Annotated in this window: 14 protein-coding genes; 5 read left to right on the top strand and 9 right to left on the bottom strand. The window is 71.0% G+C overall.

The window, feature by feature from the left end:
* Positions 1 to 60: 60 nt before the first annotated feature.
* Positions 61 to 1542, top strand: coding sequence for a family 43 glycosylhydrolase (locus ACFV9J_RS35965; RefSeq protein ID WP_385361717.1), 1482 nt, complete (start codon positions 61 to 63; stop codon positions 1540 to 1542).
* 3 nt (positions 1543 to 1545) lie between these two features.
* Here ACFV9J_RS35965 and ACFV9J_RS35960 read toward each other — a convergent pair whose 3' ends face one another.
* The gene (locus ACFV9J_RS35960; RefSeq protein WP_385361715.1) at positions 1546 to 2586 is read right to left on the bottom strand and encodes a LacI family DNA-binding transcriptional regulator; all 1041 of its coding nucleotides are present in this window, start codon (positions 2584 to 2586) and stop codon (positions 1546 to 1548) included.
* A gap of 154 nt (positions 2587 to 2740) precedes the next feature.
* Between ACFV9J_RS35960 and ACFV9J_RS35955 the strand changes: the two genes are divergently transcribed.
* The 4 genes from ACFV9J_RS35955 (at position 2741) to ACFV9J_RS35940 (ending at position 7866) form a co-directional block, all read left to right on the top strand.
* Positions 2741 to 4114 carry an extracellular solute-binding protein gene (locus ACFV9J_RS35955; RefSeq protein ID WP_385361713.1) on the top strand — a complete coding sequence of 458 codons (1374 nt, stop codon included), beginning with the start codon at positions 2741 to 2743 and terminating at the stop codon, positions 4112 to 4114.
* A 21-nt stretch (positions 4115 to 4135) separates the two neighbouring features.
* Positions 4136 to 5077 carry a carbohydrate ABC transporter permease gene (locus ACFV9J_RS35950; RefSeq protein ID WP_385361711.1) on the top strand — a complete coding sequence of 314 codons (942 nt, stop codon included), beginning with the start codon at positions 4136 to 4138 and terminating at the stop codon, positions 5075 to 5077.
* Between the two features lie 2 nt (positions 5078 to 5079).
* Positions 5080 to 5979 (top strand): carbohydrate ABC transporter permease, encoded by a 900-nt coding sequence (locus ACFV9J_RS35945; RefSeq protein ID WP_385361709.1) that lies wholly within the window; start codon positions 5080 to 5082, stop codon positions 5977 to 5979.
* A gap of 66 nt (positions 5980 to 6045) precedes the next feature.
* A complete protein-coding gene (locus ACFV9J_RS35940; RefSeq protein WP_385361707.1) occupies positions 6046 to 7866 on the top strand; it encodes a glycoside hydrolase family 2 protein in 1821 nt (606 codons plus the stop codon).
* 62 nt (positions 7867 to 7928) lie between these two features.
* On the opposite strand, the gene ACFV9J_RS35935 is transcribed toward ACFV9J_RS35940, so the two are convergent.
* The 8 genes from ACFV9J_RS35935 to ACFV9J_RS35900 form a co-directional block, all read right to left on the bottom strand.
* Positions 7929 to 8876, bottom strand: a complete 948-nt coding sequence (locus ACFV9J_RS35935) for a TauD/TfdA dioxygenase family protein (RefSeq protein ID WP_385361705.1) — start codon at positions 8874 to 8876, stop codon at positions 7929 to 7931.
* Positions 8877 to 9172: 296 nt separating this feature from the next.
* Positions 9173 to 10006 (bottom strand): class II glutamine amidotransferase, encoded by an 834-nt coding sequence (locus ACFV9J_RS35930; protein ID WP_385361703.1) that lies wholly within the window; start codon positions 10004 to 10006, stop codon positions 9173 to 9175.
* Positions 10007 to 10055: 49 nt separating this feature from the next.
* Positions 10056 to 11534: a glutamate-cysteine ligase family protein gene (locus ACFV9J_RS35925; protein WP_385361701.1), complete on the bottom strand. Its 1479-nt coding sequence runs from the start codon at positions 11532 to 11534 to the stop codon at positions 10056 to 10058.
* A gap of 148 nt (positions 11535 to 11682) precedes the next feature.
* Positions 11683 to 12180 (bottom strand): peptidylprolyl isomerase, encoded by a 498-nt coding sequence (locus ACFV9J_RS35920; protein WP_385361699.1) that lies wholly within the window; start codon positions 12178 to 12180, stop codon positions 11683 to 11685.
* 49 nt (positions 12181 to 12229) lie between these two features.
* Positions 12230 to 13228, bottom strand: coding sequence for a type I glyceraldehyde-3-phosphate dehydrogenase (gene gap / locus ACFV9J_RS35915; protein WP_385361697.1), 999 nt, complete (start codon positions 13226 to 13228; stop codon positions 12230 to 12232).
* Positions 13229 to 13362: 134 nt separating this feature from the next.
* Positions 13363 to 14319 carry a GlxA family transcriptional regulator gene (locus ACFV9J_RS35910; RefSeq protein WP_385361695.1) on the bottom strand — a complete coding sequence of 319 codons (957 nt, stop codon included), beginning with the start codon at positions 14317 to 14319 and terminating at the stop codon, positions 13363 to 13365.
* Between the two features lie 31 nt (positions 14320 to 14350).
* Positions 14351 to 15238 (bottom strand): SGNH/GDSL hydrolase family protein, encoded by an 888-nt coding sequence (locus tag ACFV9J_RS35905; protein ID WP_385361693.1) that lies wholly within the window; start codon positions 15236 to 15238, stop codon positions 14351 to 14353.
* 126 nt (positions 15239 to 15364) lie between these two features.
* Positions 15365 to 16495 (bottom strand): MFS transporter (locus tag ACFV9J_RS35900; protein ID WP_385361691.1); only part of this gene is annotated, 1131 nt, incomplete at its 5' end.

Genomic DNA, 16495 nt, shown 5'->3' with positions numbered 1-16495 from the left:
GTCCCTACCCTGACGCCCCGTCATTACATCGATGTAAAGGCCTCGGGAGAGGACCCCCACGTGTTTCCCAGCCCCGTACACCGTCCCCGCGCCCGCCTCGGCCCGCTCCTCGCCGCCCTTCTCGGGCTGGTCGTGGGCCTGCTGCCCGGACTCACCGGACCCGGCGCCGCGGCGGCGACCGCGTCCGGGCCGCGTCCGAACACCGCGGCGTCCGGCGCCTTCCGCAACCCGCTCAACAGCGGGCCCGACCCCTTCATGACGCACTGGAAGGGCGACTACTACCTCACCACCACCCAGGGCGGCAGCATCAGGATGTGGCGCTCCCCGTCCCTGGGGACCCTGCTCGCCGCGGACCCGGTCACCGTGTGGACCGACACCGACCCGTCCCGCAACCGCAACATCTGGGCCCCGGAGTTCTACCGGTTCGGCGACCGCTGGTACCTCTACTACACGGCCGACGACGGCGTCGACGACCACCACCGGCTGTACGTCCTGGAATCGGAGCGCGACGACCCCACCGGCCCGTACCACTTCAAGGCCAAGCTCGCCCCGCCCAACCATGCGGACGACTTCGCCATCGACGCGGGCGTCCTCCAGCTCGGCGGCCGGCTCTACCTCGCCTACAGCGGCATCAACCAGTACCAGCACAACGGGATCAACATCGCCCCGATGGCCAACCCGTACACCGTCTCCGGGAACGCGGTCGCGATCGACGCGGCGGGCGGCTGCCCCGAGGTGCGCGAGGGTCCCGAGTTCCTCTACCGGGGCGGCCGGGTCTGGATGACGTACTCCACCTGCGACACGGGCAAGCCGGACTACCAGGTCTGGATGATGTCGATGCCGCTGGACGCCGACCCGCTGGTGCCGGGCAACTGGCACCAGCACCAGGGCGCGGTGTTCTCCCGGGCCGACGACCGGGGCGTCTTCGGGCCGGGCCACCACGCCTTCTTCACGTCGCCCGACGGGACCGAGGACTGGATCGTCTACCACGCCAAGACCACGTCGGTGAACACCTACACCAACCGCACCACGCGGGCGCAGAGGTTCACCTGGCGGGCCGACGGCACCCCCGACTTCGGCCGTCCGCTCGCCATGGGCGCCACCCAGGACCTGCCCTCCGGCGATCCCGGCTCGGGCAACTACTGGATCAACGACGACGGCCGCTCCAGCGGCGCCGGGAGCGTCACCTACTCCGGCGCCTGGAACTCCGGCACCGGCTGCGCCACGCAGTGCTTCTGGGGCGACGACCACTGGAGCGACCGGGCCGGTGCCACGGCCACCTTCTCCTTCACGGGCACCCGGATCGCCCTGCTCTCCGTCAAGGACACCGGCAACGGCTACGCGGCCGTCAGCATCGACGGCGGACCCGAGCAGCGGGTGGACTTCCACGGCGCGATCCGCGTCGGTGAGGCGGTGCAGTACACGAGTCCACGGCTGGCGAACGGCAGGCACACCCTGCGGATCCGGGTCACGGGCGAGCACAACTCCCAGTCCGGGGCGTCCTTCGTCAGCGTCGACCGGGCCGAGGTCTACACGGACTGAGCGTCAGCGCCGCTCGTGGCCCTGCGTGCTCTCCCTCAGGACGAGCCGGTGGGCCACGATGCGGTCCTGTGCCTGTACCCCCGGCACGGCACCGTCCGGCGCCGTCGCCTCCTCGATGCGGTGCTGGAGCAGTTGCACGGCGACCTTGGCCACCGCCGCCTTGTCCGGGGCCACCGTGCTCAGCGTCGGAACGCTGAACCGGCCGCCCTCCACGTCGTCGAAGCCGATCACGGCGACGTCCCCGGGCACCGACACCCCGTGCTCGTGCAGCGCGCGCAGCGCACCCAGCGCCAACTGGTCGTTGAGACACAGCAGCGCGTCGGGCCGGGCGCCCTGTGCGAGCGCCCGCGCCACGGCCCGGGCGCCGTCGGGCATCCGGAAGGAGCCGACCGGCAGCAGAGCGGCCGGATCGTAGGCGATGCCCGCCTCCGCCAGGGCGGCACGGTAGCCCCGGGTGCGCGCCTGAGCCGTCCCCAGACCCGAGTCGTCGCGCCCCCCGACGGCGAGGATGGTGCGGCGTCCGAGCCCGATCAGATGGCGGGTCGCCTCGCGTGCGGCACTCTCGTTGTCGATGGCCACATGGTCGGCGCCCTCCTCCAGCAGTTCCCCGAGCAGCACCGTGGGCGGGAAGCCCGTACGGTCCCGCAGGTCGTCGGCGGTCAGTGCCAGCGGGCTGAGGATGATCCCGTCCACGAAGGTGGAACCGAACCCGGCCAGCGCCGCCAGCTCGTGGTCGCGGTCCGCCCCGGACTGGTGGATCAGGACGGTCAGGGACCGCTCCTCGGCCTCGCGGATGACATGCCGGGCCAGCTCCGCGAAGTACGGTATGTCCAGTTCCGGGACGACGAGCGCGATGATGCCGGTTCTGCCCTTGCGCAAGTGACGGCCGGCCAGATTGACCCGGTAGCCGAGGTGTTCGATGGCCTCGCGCACCACCTGCCTGGTCCGGTCGGAGACATGGGCGTAGTCGTTGATGACATTGGACACCGTCTTCTCCGAAACGCCCGCATGACGTGCGACGTCCTTGATCCTGGGCCGTGCCACCGAGACCTCCCTGCCTCTTTCGCGCTGCCCGAGTCTATGTCCCGGCGCGGGGAGGACTTCGGCGCAGGTCCACTTCCGTTCAGCTCTTTACAGCCAATGTACATCGATGTAAAAACAAGCCACCGCATGAGCTCCGGCCGTCGAAAGGTCCGCGATGAGTTCCCGTTTGCCTGCCCAGGGGGTGCCGGTCGGGTCCGACCCGGTCCGCCGCCCCAGCCGCCGCCGGATACTGCGTCACGCCATGGCCGGGGCGGGAGCCCTGCTCGCCGCGGGCCCGCTGTCCGGCTGCGCGTCACCGGCCTCGGCCTCCGGGGCGTCCGCGCTGAGCGTCTGGGACCTCTTCCAGGGCGGTGACGGCATGCTCATGGACGACATGATCGAGGCCGTGTCCAAGGGGGCCGGGGGAGCCAAGGGCTTCGAGGTCGACCGGACGATCCTGGACTGGGGCCCGTCGTACTACACCAAGCTCGCCATGTCCGCGGCCGGCGGCCGGGCCTCCGACGTGGCCGCCATGCACCTGTCCCGGCTGGCGGGCTACGCCCCCGGCGGCCTGGTGGACGCCTTCGACCTGGACCTGCTCGCCGAGTACGGCGTCACGGAGAAGGACTTCACCCCGGCCGTGTGGGCGCGCACGCAGCACGAGGGGACCGTCTACGCGATCCCGCTGGACGTCCACCCCTTCATCGTGTTCTACGACAAGAAGGCCGCGGAACAGGCCGGACTCCTGGACCCCGCCGGCGAACTGGCCCCCATGGGGTCCCCCGAGGCGCTGCTGGAAGCGGGCAGGGCCCTCGCCGAGGCGACCGGCGAGTCGGGCATCCTGTTCGGCCACGTCACCGACACGGCACAGAACTGGCGCCTGTTCGCCGGGCTCTACGCGCAGACCGGCGCCGCCTTCGACCTGCCGGACGGCGGTCCCCCGAAGATCGACATCGACGCCGCCGTACGCGTCGTCACCCTCATGACGCGGCTCTTCGACGGGAGGACCAACCCCAACAACCTGGACTACAACGGCGCGCTGGCCGCCTTCAGCAGCGGACGCGGAGGCATGGCGATGCTCGGCGAGTGGGAGCTGCCGACGCTGAAGAAGTCCGGTATGGAGCTGGGCGCCGCGCCGTTCCCGCAGGTCTTCGAGAAGCCGGCCGTCTACACCGACAGCCACAGCTTCGTCCTTCCGCACCAGGACAGCCCCGACCCGGCCCGGCGCCGCGAGGCCCACCGGTACGTCGCGCAGATACTCAAGCAGAGCCTCACCTGGGCGGGCGCCGGACACATCCCCGCCTACCAGCCCGTCCTCGCGGAGCCCGAGTACGCGGCCCTCGACCCCCAGTCCTCCTACGCCGACGCCGCCGAGGTGGCGGTGCTCGACCCGCCCAACTGGTTCGCGGGCGCCGGTTCCAACTTCCAGAACCGGATGTGCCAGCCGCTCCAGTCGGCGCTGCTGGGCGACACCACCCCCGAGAAGGCGGTGCGGCAGATGGTCCGCGAGGCGGACACCCTGCTGCGGCAGCCCAACCCGGTGGCCTGACCAGCGAAAGGAGTGACCGACGTGACCACCACCGCACCCCTCGGCGCCGAGGAACGGACCGCCCCGCCCGCGGTTCCACCGGGCGGCCGCCGCTCCGTCCTCGGCCGCATACGCACCGGCAACGGGCTCGTGTTCGTCCTGCCGTTCCTGCTCGTGTTCGGCCTCTTCATGGTGTGGCCGATCGTGCAGGGGCTCTGGATGAGCTTCACCGACAGCTCGCTCGCCCTGCGCGACACGAGCTTCGTCGGCTTCGACAACTACACCGAGGCGTTCGGTGATCCGGACGTGTGGAGCAGCCTCGGCAACACCGTCTTCTTCACCGTGGTCTCCAGTGTCCCGCTGGTGCTGGTCGCCCTCGCGATGGCCCTGCTGGTGCACAGCGGACTCGCCGGCCAGTGGGCCTGGCGCCTGTCGTTCTTCGCGCCCTACCTGCTGCCCGTGACCGTCGTGACCATGATCTGGACCTGGCTGTACCAGCCCGAACTGGGCATGGCCAACCAGCTCCTGGACGCTCTCGGCATGGCACCGGTCGGCTGGTTGTCCGACGAGTCCGTCGCCATGTGGTCGGTGGCCGCCCTCACCGTCTGGTGGACGGTCGGCTTCAACTTCCTGCTCTACCTCGCGGCGCTCCAGTCCCTGCCCACCACCTTCGACGAGGCGGCGGCACTCGACGGGGCCGGCGCCTGGCGCCGCCTGTGGTCCATCACGCTGCCCCAACTGCGCAGGACCACCGGCCTGGTGGCCATGCTCCAGGTGCTGGCCTCCCTCAAGGTGTTCGACCAGATCTACATCCTCACCAAAGGCGGGCCCAACGGCTCCACCCGGCCGGTGCTGGAGTACGTCTACGACGTCGGCTTCACCGGCTACCGCCTCGGCTACGCCTCCGCCGTCTCGTACCTCTTCTTCGCGCTGATCGTCCTCGTCTCGCTCGTGCAGCTCCGCCTCTTCCGCCGGGAGGACTGATCGTGTCCGCAACCGTCACCACCCTCCGTACCCGGCGCCGTCCACCCCGCGAAGCGGCCGGCTCACCCCTGCTCCTCGGCCACGGCAGGCTGCCGCGCGTCCTGGCCGGGACCGCGCTCGTCGTCCTCGCCGTCGTCTGGCTGCTGCCGTTCGTGTGGGCCGTCATCACCTCGGTGCAGAGCGAGGAGGACATCAACACCACGGGGCTGTCCCCGTTCAAGGGCGCCTTCACCCTGGACGCCTACCAGCAGATACTGGAACGCGGGAACGTCACCGTCTGGGCCTTCAACAGCTTCCTGATCTCCGGCCTGGTCACGCTGATCACCGTGGCGGTCTCCACCCTCGCCGCGTACGGCTTCTCCCGCGGCACCTTCCGCGGCCGCAGGGGGCTGCTCGGCGTCACCGTCGCCGCCATCATGGTCCCGCCGCAGCTGCTCGTCGTCCCGCTGTTCGACCAGATGAGCCTGTTCAACCTGGTCGACACCTATGCGGCGGTCATCCTGCCCCAGGTCGTCGCACCGATGATGGTGTTCATCCTCAAGCGGTTCTTCGACGGCATCCCCAAGGAGCTGGAGGAGGCGGCCCGCATCGACGGCGCCTCCGAGTTCCGGGTCTTCCGGTCGATCGTGCTGCCGCTCTCGCGGCCGATCGTGGCCGCGGTGGCGATCTTCGTCTTCATCGGCGCCTGGAACAACTTCATGTGGCCGTTCATCGTCACCAACGACCCCGACCTGATGACCCTTCCGGTGGGCCTGGCCACCGTGAAGGACGCCTACGGCATCCAGTACGCGCAGTCCATGGCCTCCGCCCTGCTGGCCGCGCTGCCGCTGATCGCGGTCTTCCTCCTCTTCCAGCGCCGCATCGTCAACTCCGTCGCCACCACCGGCCTCGGCGGTTCCTGAACCCGCACAGCTGTACCCACGGGCCCGGCGTTCGCGCGCCCGGCCCACCGATCGACTGGAGCATGTGTGCCCACTCACTCCGTACCGCGCCCGGAGTACCCGCGACCGCAGTTCACGCGCCGCGACTGGCTCAACCTGAACGGCGCCTGGCAGTTCGAGACCGACCGGGGGGACAGCGGCCTCGAACGCGGTCTGCTCGACCGCGAGCTGCGTGAGGAGATCCTCGTCCCCTTCCCGCCCGAGTCCGAGCTGTCCGGCATCGGCGACACCGACTTCCTGGAGGCCGTCTGGTACCGGCGGGCCCTCACCCTGCCGGCCGCCTGGGCCGGACGCCGCGTACTGCTGCACTTCGGGGCCGTCGACCACGACACCACCGTGTGGGCCGACGGGAGGGAGGTCGCCCGGCACCGCGGCGGCTTCACGCCCTTCACCGCCGACCTCGGCGACATCGCCGGGGCGGGGGAGGAGGTCGTGATCACCGTCCGGGCCCGCGATGCCAAGTCCGGCCCGCAGGCCCGCGGCAAGCAGGCGGTCAAGTACGCCAACCACGACTGCAACTACACCCGTGTGACCGGCATCTGGCAGACCGTGTGGCTGGAGCCCGTCCCCGAGACACACCTGCGCCGTCCCCGCATCACCCCCGACCTGGCCGGCTCCGCCTTCCACCTCGAACTGCCCCTGTCCGGCAACCGCCCCGGGTACCGGGTCCGCGCCGTCCTCGGCGACGCCGACGGCGAGGTGAGCCGCGCCGAGGCACGCGCCGACCTCGACCTCGCCCCGCGCCTGCACCTGCCGGTGCCGGACGACCGGCGGCGCGAGTGGGGACCCGGGGACCCGCACCTGTACGACCTGCGCCTCGAACTCCTCGACGCCGCGGGGGAGGTGGTCGACAGTGCCGAGAGCTACGCCGGTCTGCGCGCCGTGGGACTGCGCGGCAAGGCGGTGCTGCTCAACGGCCGCCCCGTCTTCCAGCGCCTCGTCCTGGACCAGGGCTGGTACCCGGACGGGCTGATGACCGCCCCCACCGACGAGGCCCTGGTCAAGGACATCGAGCTGGCCATGGCGGCCGGATTCAACGGGGCCCGGCTGCACCAGAAGGTCTTCGAGGAGCGCTTCCTCCACCACGCCGACCGCCTCGGTTACCTGGTCTGGGGCGAGTTCGGCGACTGGGGCTGCGAGACGGGCGGTTCCTCGGGCGACAACCAGCAGCCCGACGCCTCCTACGTCGCCCAGTGGCTGGAGGCGCTGGAGCGGGACTACTCGCACCCCTCGATCATCGGCTGGTGCCCGCTCAACGAGACCTACCAGAAGCTGCACGACCGGATCACCCAGCTCGACGACGTGACCCGGGCGATGTTCCTGGCCACCAAGGCCATGGACACCACCCGCCCGGTCGTCGACGCGTCCGGCTACGCCCACCGGGTCGCCGAGACGGACATCTACGACTCCCACAACTACGAGCAGGACCCCGCCGCCTTCCGGGAGTTGATGTCCGGCCTGGCCAAGGACGCGCCCTTCGTCAACGCCCACGAGAGCGGTGCCCCCTACTCCCAGCCCTACCGGGGCCAGCCGTACTTCGTCAGCGAGTTCGGGGGCATCTGGTGGGACCCGGAGGCGGCCGCCGCGCAGTCCGGCGAGGACCGCACCGTCTCCTGGGGCTACGGGGAACGCGTCCGCAACGAGGACGAGTTCCACGAGCGGTTCGCCGGCCTCACCGAGGTCCTGCTCGGCGACCGGGACATGTTCGGCTACTGCTACACCCAGCTGACCGACGTCTTCCAGGAGCAGAACGGCGTCTACCGCTTCGACCGGGGCGAGAAGCTCGACATCGCCCGGATCCGCGCCGCCCAGCTGCGCCCGGCGGCCATCGAGGAGCCGGAGGCGTAGCCCGCACGCGGGCCGGAGGCGAAGCGCCGCCTCCGGCCCGCGGGCGCGAGGATCGGAGCGGATCAGAAGGGCCGGTCGCCCTCGATGGCGACGCGTTCGGCGACCCGCCGCTCGGACCCGTAGTCACCCACCGCGTAGTGCTGGGTGGCGCGGTTGTCCCAGAAGGCGACGTCGCCGGGCTGCCAGCGCCAGCGCACCTGGTACTCGGGCACGTGCGCCTGCTGGAAGAGGAACCGCAGCAGCCGGTCGCTCTCGTCGCGGTCCACGCCGGTGATGCGGGTGGTGAACGAGGCGTTGACGAAGAGCATGCGCCGCCCCGTCTCGGGGTGGGTGCGCACGACGGGGTGCTCCACGGGCGGCAGCAGGTCCTGGTGCGGCAGCAGCCGCTCGGGTCCGTAGAACCGCGCGAAGCCGGGGATGAAGTCGTGGACGGCCAGGGCGCCGTCGACGCGCTCCTTCACCTCTCGGGGCAGGTTGTCGTAGGCCGCGGCCATGTCCGCCCACATGGTGTCGCCGCCGAACGGCGGCACCTCGCGCAGTTGCAGCACCGCGCCGAGCGCGGGCCGTTCGCGGAAGGTGACGTCGGTGTGCCACACGTTCTCGTACGTCGGCACGGCCCCGTCGCCCTTGTCGAACCGGACGACGTCGTCGCTGGAACCGGCGGCGAGCAGGGGGTTGGTCTCCAGCGCTCCCCAGTTGGCGGCGAAGTCGCGCTGCTGATCGGAGGTGAGGTGCGCGCCGCGGAAGAACAGCACCTTCCATTCCAGCAGGGCACGGTTCAACTCCTCGCGCAGCGCGGGCCCAAGCGGGCGGGAGAGGTCGGCTCCACGGATCTCCGCGCCGATGGTGCGGGCCTGCGGGACGACCTCGAAGAGTTCGTAGGGCCGCTCCTCCCAGCCCTCGGGCAGCCGGCGCAGCGTGCGCCGGCCCTCGTACATTCCGTCCCCCGGGATACGTGCTTCGCGCAGGACGGTGCTCGGACCGACGGACGTGACGGACGTGACGGACATGGGAGTCCTCCCCTTGTATGACGGTACGCGTGAGATCCGGCCCGGGGGCGGCACGAGGCCACGCCGGACGGCCGGGGAAACGAGGGCGCTACGGGTGCTCCGGGTCGTGGACCGGAGAGAATGCCGACGGGCTACGACGCGAGGGGCGTCGGACGGTCGGTGCGAAGAAGGCCGTTAGAGGCCGGAACGCTCACAGCCGGTCCGCTCGGGCACGCGGGGACACTCCGCGGTGGTGCCGAACCGGTATGTGGTCATGGCACCGATTGTGTGATCTTTCCGCGCCCGTGTCAATGGGATCACGCGGGGAGGGGAGCGAACGGAAGCAGGTCGTCCCCCTCCGGCTGGACGACGCCGTAGCTGCCCTCGGGCACTTTGTTCCACACGCCGGGCAGGTCGCCCAGGGGTTCCGACACGATCAGCCGGGTGCTGTCGGAGGCCTCCTTGAGGAAGGGCAGTCCGGGATGCAGCGCGCGCAGGCTCTCCACCCGGCTGCTGTAGTAGAGCGAGCGCGACTGGGCCTGGCTGGAGTAGCGGAAGGCCCACAGGCGGTGCCCGTCGGTCACGGCGACCGTCATCTGCAGCGGGAACTCCACGCCGTGTTCGTGTCCGATCTCCTCCACCAGCCCCGCCATCCGGGCCACGGCAGTGGGAGGGTCGTCCTCCAGGCCGAGCGTGAGTGCCAGGTAGAACATCATCTCGGAGTCCGTCGATCCCTCGATGTCGAGGTAGAGCCGCGGATCGACGGCCAGCGCCAGGTCCCGGCGCAGCCGGTGGAACTCGGCGATCGCGCCGTTGTGCATCCACATCCACCGGCCGTGGCGGAACGGATGGCAGTTGGTCTGCTGGACCGGGCTGCCCGTCGACGCCCGGATGTGCGCGAAGAACAGGGGCGAGCGGACATGGCTCGCGATCTCCCGCAGGTTGCGGTTGCTCCAGGCCGGCCCGACCTCCCGGACGATGGCGGGGGTCTGCATCTCCGGCCCGAACCAGCCGACGCCGAACCCGTCCCCGTTGGTCGTCTCGACGCCCATGCGGGCGTGCAGGCTCTGGTCGATGAGCGAGTGCTCGGGCTGGTAGAGCAGGGACTCCAGGAGGACGGGCGTCCCCGAGTAGGCGAGCCATCGGCACATCGCTCCGTCGCCTCCCTAGTGGCCCGGGGCGCCCCGGACGCCCCGGACGTCAGTCCACCGGCCAGGTGTGGACCGGGGCGTTGAGGTGCATGTAGTCCATGTACTGCCGGGTCATCCTGCGCAGCGCCTCGTGGCGGCCGGGCCGCGTGCCGGCGTCGATGTGGTGGAACATCTCCTTCTGCCACACCGCGCCGTTGCGGCCGGTGACGCACCGCTGCTCGATGATGCCGAGCAGCGGCTCCCGCCAGGCCGAGTCCATGCCCGACAGCTCCAGGCCCCGGTGCGCCAGCGGCAGCAGCCGGCGCAGGACCAGCTCGGGCACGGTCACCTCGCCCACGCCGGGCCAGTACAGATGTGCCTCGATGCCGTGCCGGGCGGCGGTGTGCAGATTGTCCTCGGCGACCGAGAAGGACATCCGCGACCACACCGGCCGCTCCTCCTCCACCAGGGCGCGGGTGAGCCCGTAGTAGAAGGCGCCGTTGGCGAGGGTGTCGGCGACGGTCGGGCCGGCCGGCAGGACGCGGTTCTCGACGCGCACGTGCGGTTTGTCGTGGGCGACGGCGTAGACGGGCCGGTTCCAGCGGTAGATGGTGCCGTTGTGGAGGGTCAGTTCGCCCAGGTCCGGGATGTCGCCGCGGTCGAGGGTCTCGGCGGGATCCTGTTCGTCGCACAGCGGCAGCAGCGCCGGGAAGTAGCGGAGGTTCTCCTCGAACAGGTCGAAGACGCTGTTGATCCAGCGCTCCCCGAACCACACCCGGGGCCTGACCCCCTGGGCCTTGATCTCCTGCGGCCGGGTGTCGGTGGCCTGTTCGAACAGGGGGATGCGGCTCTCGTGCCACAGCTCCTTGCCGAGCAGGAACGGCGAGTTGGCCGCGAGGGCGACCTGGACACCGGCGACGGCCTGGGCCGCGTTCCAGTAGTCGGGGAACTCCTCCGGGGCGACCTGGAGGTGGAACTGGGTACTGGTGCAGGCGGCCTCGGGTGTGATCGTGTCCGCGTAGGTCCGCAGGCGGTCGACGCCGTCCACCTCGATGTGCAGGTCCTCGCCCCGGGCGGCGAACACCTGGTCGTTGAGCAGTCGGTAGCGCGGGTTCTCCGACAGGGCCGCCTCGCCCACGTCCGACTGGCGCAGTGTGGGCAGGGTGCCGACCATGATCAGATGGGCGCCGACCGAGGCGGCGCGGTCCTCGGCGTGGTTGAGGGCGGCGCGGATCTCGGTTTCCCAGGCGTCGGGGCCGCCCGCCGTCAGCTGCCGGGGCGGGATGTTGATCTCCAGGTTGAACCGGCCCAGCTCGGTGGACCAGGCGGGGTCCGCGATCGCTTCGAGGGCGTCGCTGTTGCGCATCGCCGGTTCGCCCCGGTCGTCGACCAGGTTCAGCTCGATCTCGAGACCCACCTGGGGCCGCTCGGTCTCGAACCGGGACTCGCGCAGCATCTGCGCGAAGGCCTCCAGGCACTCCTGCATCTTGATCCGGTAGCGGCGGCGGTCCTCGCGGGTGAAGACCAGCGCCGGGACGTCCCGTCCCATCGGTCCTCCCGGGGTTGCCTTCCTCGGACGCTCCTCCACCCCAGCGTCGCACCACCCGGCGCACCCCACCAGACGGGACGGAACGGGGCCCGCCGCACGGTGTGCGACGGGCCCCGCAGGGTTCAGGTCCGGTAGGCCCGATCAGGCCCTACAGCTTGCCGGACGCGCGCACCGCGATCTTCGCGGACGTCTTGCCCGTGGGCGAGGAGCCGTAGCCCTCGACCTTGTCGACCACGTCCGTGCCCTCGACGACCTTGCCGAAGACGACGTGCTTGCCGTCCAGCCACGGGGTGGGGACCGTGGTGACGAAGAACTGCGAGCCGTTGGTGTTCGGACCCGCGTTCGCCATGGACAGGAGGTACGGCTCGGTGTGCTTCAGCTGGAAGTTCTCGTCCGCGAACTTCTCGCCGTAGATGCTCTTGCCCCCGGTGCCGTTGCCGTTGGTGAAGTCACCGCCCTGGAGCATGAACTGCGGGATCACACGGTGGAACGGGGAACCGGCGTAGCCGAAGCCGTGCTCGCCGGTGGCCAGCTCCAGGAAGTTCCTGGCGGTCTTGGGGGTGACGTCCTCGAAGAGCTCGAAGACGATGCGGCCCGCATCCTGGCCGTCGATGTCGATGTCGAAGTAAACCTTGGAATTGCTCATCGCACCATTGTGACGTGTGACCCCCGGTGATGCCGAACCGGCTGCCCGTTCAGCGTGTGGCGAGCAGTCCGAGGGTGTCGATCACGCGGTTCGAGAAGCCCCACTCGTTGTCGTACCAGGCGACCACCTTGACGTGCCGGCCGTCCACGCGGGTCAGGGCGGAGTCGAAGATCGACGAGGCCGGGTTGCCCGTGATGTCGGAGGAGACCAGCGGGTCCTCCGAGTACTCCAGCACACCGGCGAGCGGGCCGTCGGCGGCGGCGCGGTAGGCCGCCAGGACGTCCTCGCGCGTCACGTCGCGGGCGACCGTCGTGTTCAGCTCGACGATCGAGCCCACCGGGACCGGCACGCGGATCGAGTCGCCCGACAGCTTGCCGTCCAGGCCCGGCAGCACCAGGCCGATCGCCTTGGCGGCGCCCGTCGTGGTCGGCACGATGTTCACCCCGGCGGCGCGGGCGCGGCGCGCGTCGCGGTGCGGGCCGTCCTGGAGGTTCTGCTCCTGCGTGTAGGCGTGCACCGTCGTCATGAAGCCGTGCTCGATCCCGGCCAGCTCGTCCAGCACCGCGGCGAGCGGCGCGAGGGCGTTGGTGGTGCAGGAGGCGTTGGAGACGATCGTGTGCGCGGCCGGGTCGTAGGCGTCGGTGTTCACGCCGTACGCGAGCGTCACGTCCGCACCGCTGGACGGCGCGCTGACCAGGACCTTGCGCGCGCCCGCGGTGAGATGGGCGCGGGCGGCGTCGGCCGAGGTGAAGCGGCCGGTCGCCTCCAGCACGATGTCGACGCCCAGCTCGGCCCAGGGCAGCCGGGCCGGCTCGCGCTCGGCGAGCACCTTGATGCGGTGCCCGTCCACGACCAGGGTGTCCCCGTCGACCGTCACCGGGCGGCCGAGCCGGCCGGCCGTCGAGTCGAAGGCGAGCAGACGGGCCAGGGTGGCGGGCTCCGTGAGGTCGTTGACGGCGACGACCTCGAGCTTCGTGTCGCGTTCGAGCAGTGCGCGCAGCACGTTGCGCCCGATGCGGCCGAATCCGTTGATGCCGATGCGAGTCATGAGTGGTGTGTCCCTTCGTTTCGCCACCAGGTCCTTCGCCACCAGGCTCGCGCACGCCCGGGGCGGGTGGCAGCGGCGTGAGTGCCACGGTTCGAAAGGATCACGCCAGGCCGGGGTGACGGCGCGCGGCCCGGCTATTCGCCCCGGGCGAAGGTGCGCCGGTACTCGCTGGGCGTGGTGCCGAGGATGCGCTGGAAGTGCAGCCGCAGATTGGCCCCGGTACCGAGGCCCACCTCGGCGGCGATCTGCTCGACACCGCGCTCGGAGCGTTCGAGCAGCTCACGGGCCAGGTCGATACGGGCCCGCATGATCCACTGCATCGGGGTGTACCCGGTGTCCTCGACGAAGCGCCGGGAGAGGGTGCGCGCCGACACCGCCGCGTGCCGGGCCAGCGCCTCCAGGGTGAGCGGCTCACCGAGCCGGCGCAGGGCCCACTCGCGGGTGGCGGCGAACCGCTCGCCGAGCGGCTCCGGCACGCTGCGCGGCACGTACTGGGCCTGGCCGCCGCTGCGGTAGGGGGCTGCCACCAGACGCCGGGCCGCGTGGTTGGACGCGGCCACCCCGAGGTCGCCGCGCAGGATGTGCAGGCACAGGTCGATGCCGGAGGCGGCGCCCGCGGACGTCAGGACACTGCCCTCGTCCACGAACAGCACGTTCTCGTCGACCCGCACGCCCGGGTGCTTCGCCGCGAGCGCCCGGGTGTAGTGCCAGTGCGTGGTGGCCCGCCTGCCGTCGAGCAGACCCGTGGCGGCGAGCGCGAACGCGCCGGTGGAGATGGCGGCCAGCCGCGCCCCCCGGCCGTGGGCCGCCGTCAGCGCGTCGAGGACGGTCCGCGGCGGGTCCTCGACGTCGGGGGAGCGGTAGCCGGGGAGAAAGACCAGGTCGGCCCACGCCAGGGCGTCGAGGCCGTGGGCGACGTGGTACGACAGGCCGTCGCCGCCGGTCACCAGGCCCGGCGCCGCGCCGCACACCCGTACCTCGTACGGCATGCTCGCGCGCGTCGTGAAGACCTGCGCCGGAATGCCGACGTCGAGGGGTTTGGCGCCCTCCAGGACGAGGACGGCGACGCGGCGCAGGCGGGAGGACGGCACGGGACGAGCGTACGCGGGCGGTGACCGGAGGTCAGTCCAGGCCGAGGACGTCCATCGTGTGCTCGGCCATGCGCCGCTCGCCGAGGGCGTTGGGGTGGACGGGAACGAGGCTGTGCCCGAACAGCAGCGGTTCGATCCAGCGGGTGCCGGGGGCCTCGCAGGCGTCGTGGCCGTCGGACACCCCGGAGAAGTCCACGTAGGTGGCTCCGGTCTCCTCGGCGGCGCGCCGGACCGCGTCGTTGAGGTGTGCCTGGATGGCCCGCAGGTAGGGCACGTCACCGGCGGCGACGGGCAGCTTCAGGAAGCAGGACGGGTCGGCGGCGGCCGGGGTGATCCACGGGTAGCCGAGGGCCGCCACCCTGGCGTGGGGTGCCCTGGCGCGGACACCGAGCAGCGCTTCCTTGAGCGCGGGGTACGTGTTGGCCTCGATCTCGTCGTCGAAGGAGGTGCCGTGCTTGTCCTTGCAGGGGCTGCCCTTGCCGCCGCTGAGGACACCCGCCGTGCCGCAGGCCGTGATGGCGTTGATGAAGGTGCTGTTGTCGTTGCCGCCGATGGTGAGCGTGACCAGGTCCGTGCCGGTGCCGAGCGCGTCCAACTGGGGTGCGACGCCCGGGTACTGGGCCTGCGTGAAGTCGGCGGTCTGCGCGGCGCCGCAGGTGACGTCCTTGAGGCGGGCGCCCGTCGCGTCCGCGATGACGTGGGGGTAGTTGGCCGTCGAGCGCAGACAGAGCAGGTTGGTGGGGTCGACGGGCAGGACGCCCGAGCCGGCGCTGTAACTGTCGCCGAGGGCGACGTAGTCGAGGGTCGGTGTGGCTTGGGCGGGCGTGGCGTGGGCGGTGGCGTCGGTGAGGCCGAGGGCGAGCGTGCCGACGGCGGCGGCTGTCGCGGTCATGACACGGCGAAGGGCATGCTTCGGCATGTGCTCTCTCTTCTTCCCGGAGGGGGCGGCAGCGGGTTACCCGGTGGTTCTACTTTTGAGTAATGTGCAGGGCAGTTGACTCGAAGTCAACGTTGTTGACGGAACTTCTCGCAGTGGGCGTGCCGGTCACCGTGCGACGGAGTCGCGGGGCACGGCGGCGGTCCGGGCCGCGCGGGTGCGGGGTCCGAAGACGCTCAGCGCGATCGCGCCGACCAGCCAGGTGCCGGCGATGAAGTAGAAGACGCTCCGGTAGCCGTGCGTGTTGTAGAGGGCCGCCACGATCAGCGGCCCCGCGGCGTTGGACAGCCGGCCGAGACCGTAGGACACGCTGGTGCCCAGGGAACGTCCCCGCGTGTCGAACAGCTCGGGCGAGTAGGCGTAGCCGAGTGCCGTGTAACCGCGCTCGAAGAGGTTGACCAGGAAGCCGAACACGATGATGAGCACCGGGTTGAACGTGAGGCCGTACAGCAGCCCGCACAGGGCGATCAGCGTGCCGAAGGCGGCCAGGCACCACTTGCGTTCGAACCGGTCGGTCACGAGGGCCGCCAGATACGAGCCTAGCGGCGCGCCGACGGTGGTCAGCGCCACGTAGAAGACCGACTTCTCGACGCTGAAGCCCTCCTTGGCCAGCAGGGTCGGCGCCCAGCTCGAGTAGCCGAAGAAGCCGATGGTCTGGGTGACCCACAGCACGGTGAGCAGCAGCGTCGGCAGCAGGTACTTGCGCTGGAGCAGCAGCCGCAGCGGGGCCTTGGTCACCGGCTCCTCCTCGACCGGGGGCGCGGGCGCCGGCAGCGGGCCGTGCTCGGCGGTCACCGACGCCTCGATGTCGCGCAGTACGGCGTCCGCGCTCGCGTGGTCCCCCCGGCTCTCGTGCCACCGCGGCGACTCCTTGAGGTGCCGGGTGAACAGGACCAGCAGGATGCCGAGCGAGCCCCACAGGTAGACCAGGCGCCAGGTCCAGTCGGCGAGCGGCACGACCCCGCTCGCGACGAGGTTGGTGACCGGGGTGCCGCAGATGCCGATGACGATGGCGTACGCCTGGTACTTGCCGCGCACGGCCGACGGGTACATCTCGTTGACGTAGATGACCGCGACCACGGTCATCGCCGCCAGCCCCGCCGAGGTCAGCACGCGGAAGACGGTCAGCGACACCAGGTCCCAGGAGAACGCCGACGCGAAGGAGAAGACGCCGAAGAACAGCGTCGTCAGCAGCAGCGTCCGCTTGCGGCCCAGGCGGTCGGCCACGGTACCGGCGAC

This window comes from Streptomyces sp. NPDC059906, assembly GCF_042730645.1.
Lineage (GTDB): Bacteria > Actinomycetota > Actinomycetes > Streptomycetales > Streptomycetaceae > Streptomyces > Streptomyces rubrogriseus.
The sequence above is the reverse complement of the archived record's forward strand: the minus strand, read 5'-3'. Positions and strand labels throughout refer to the sequence as shown.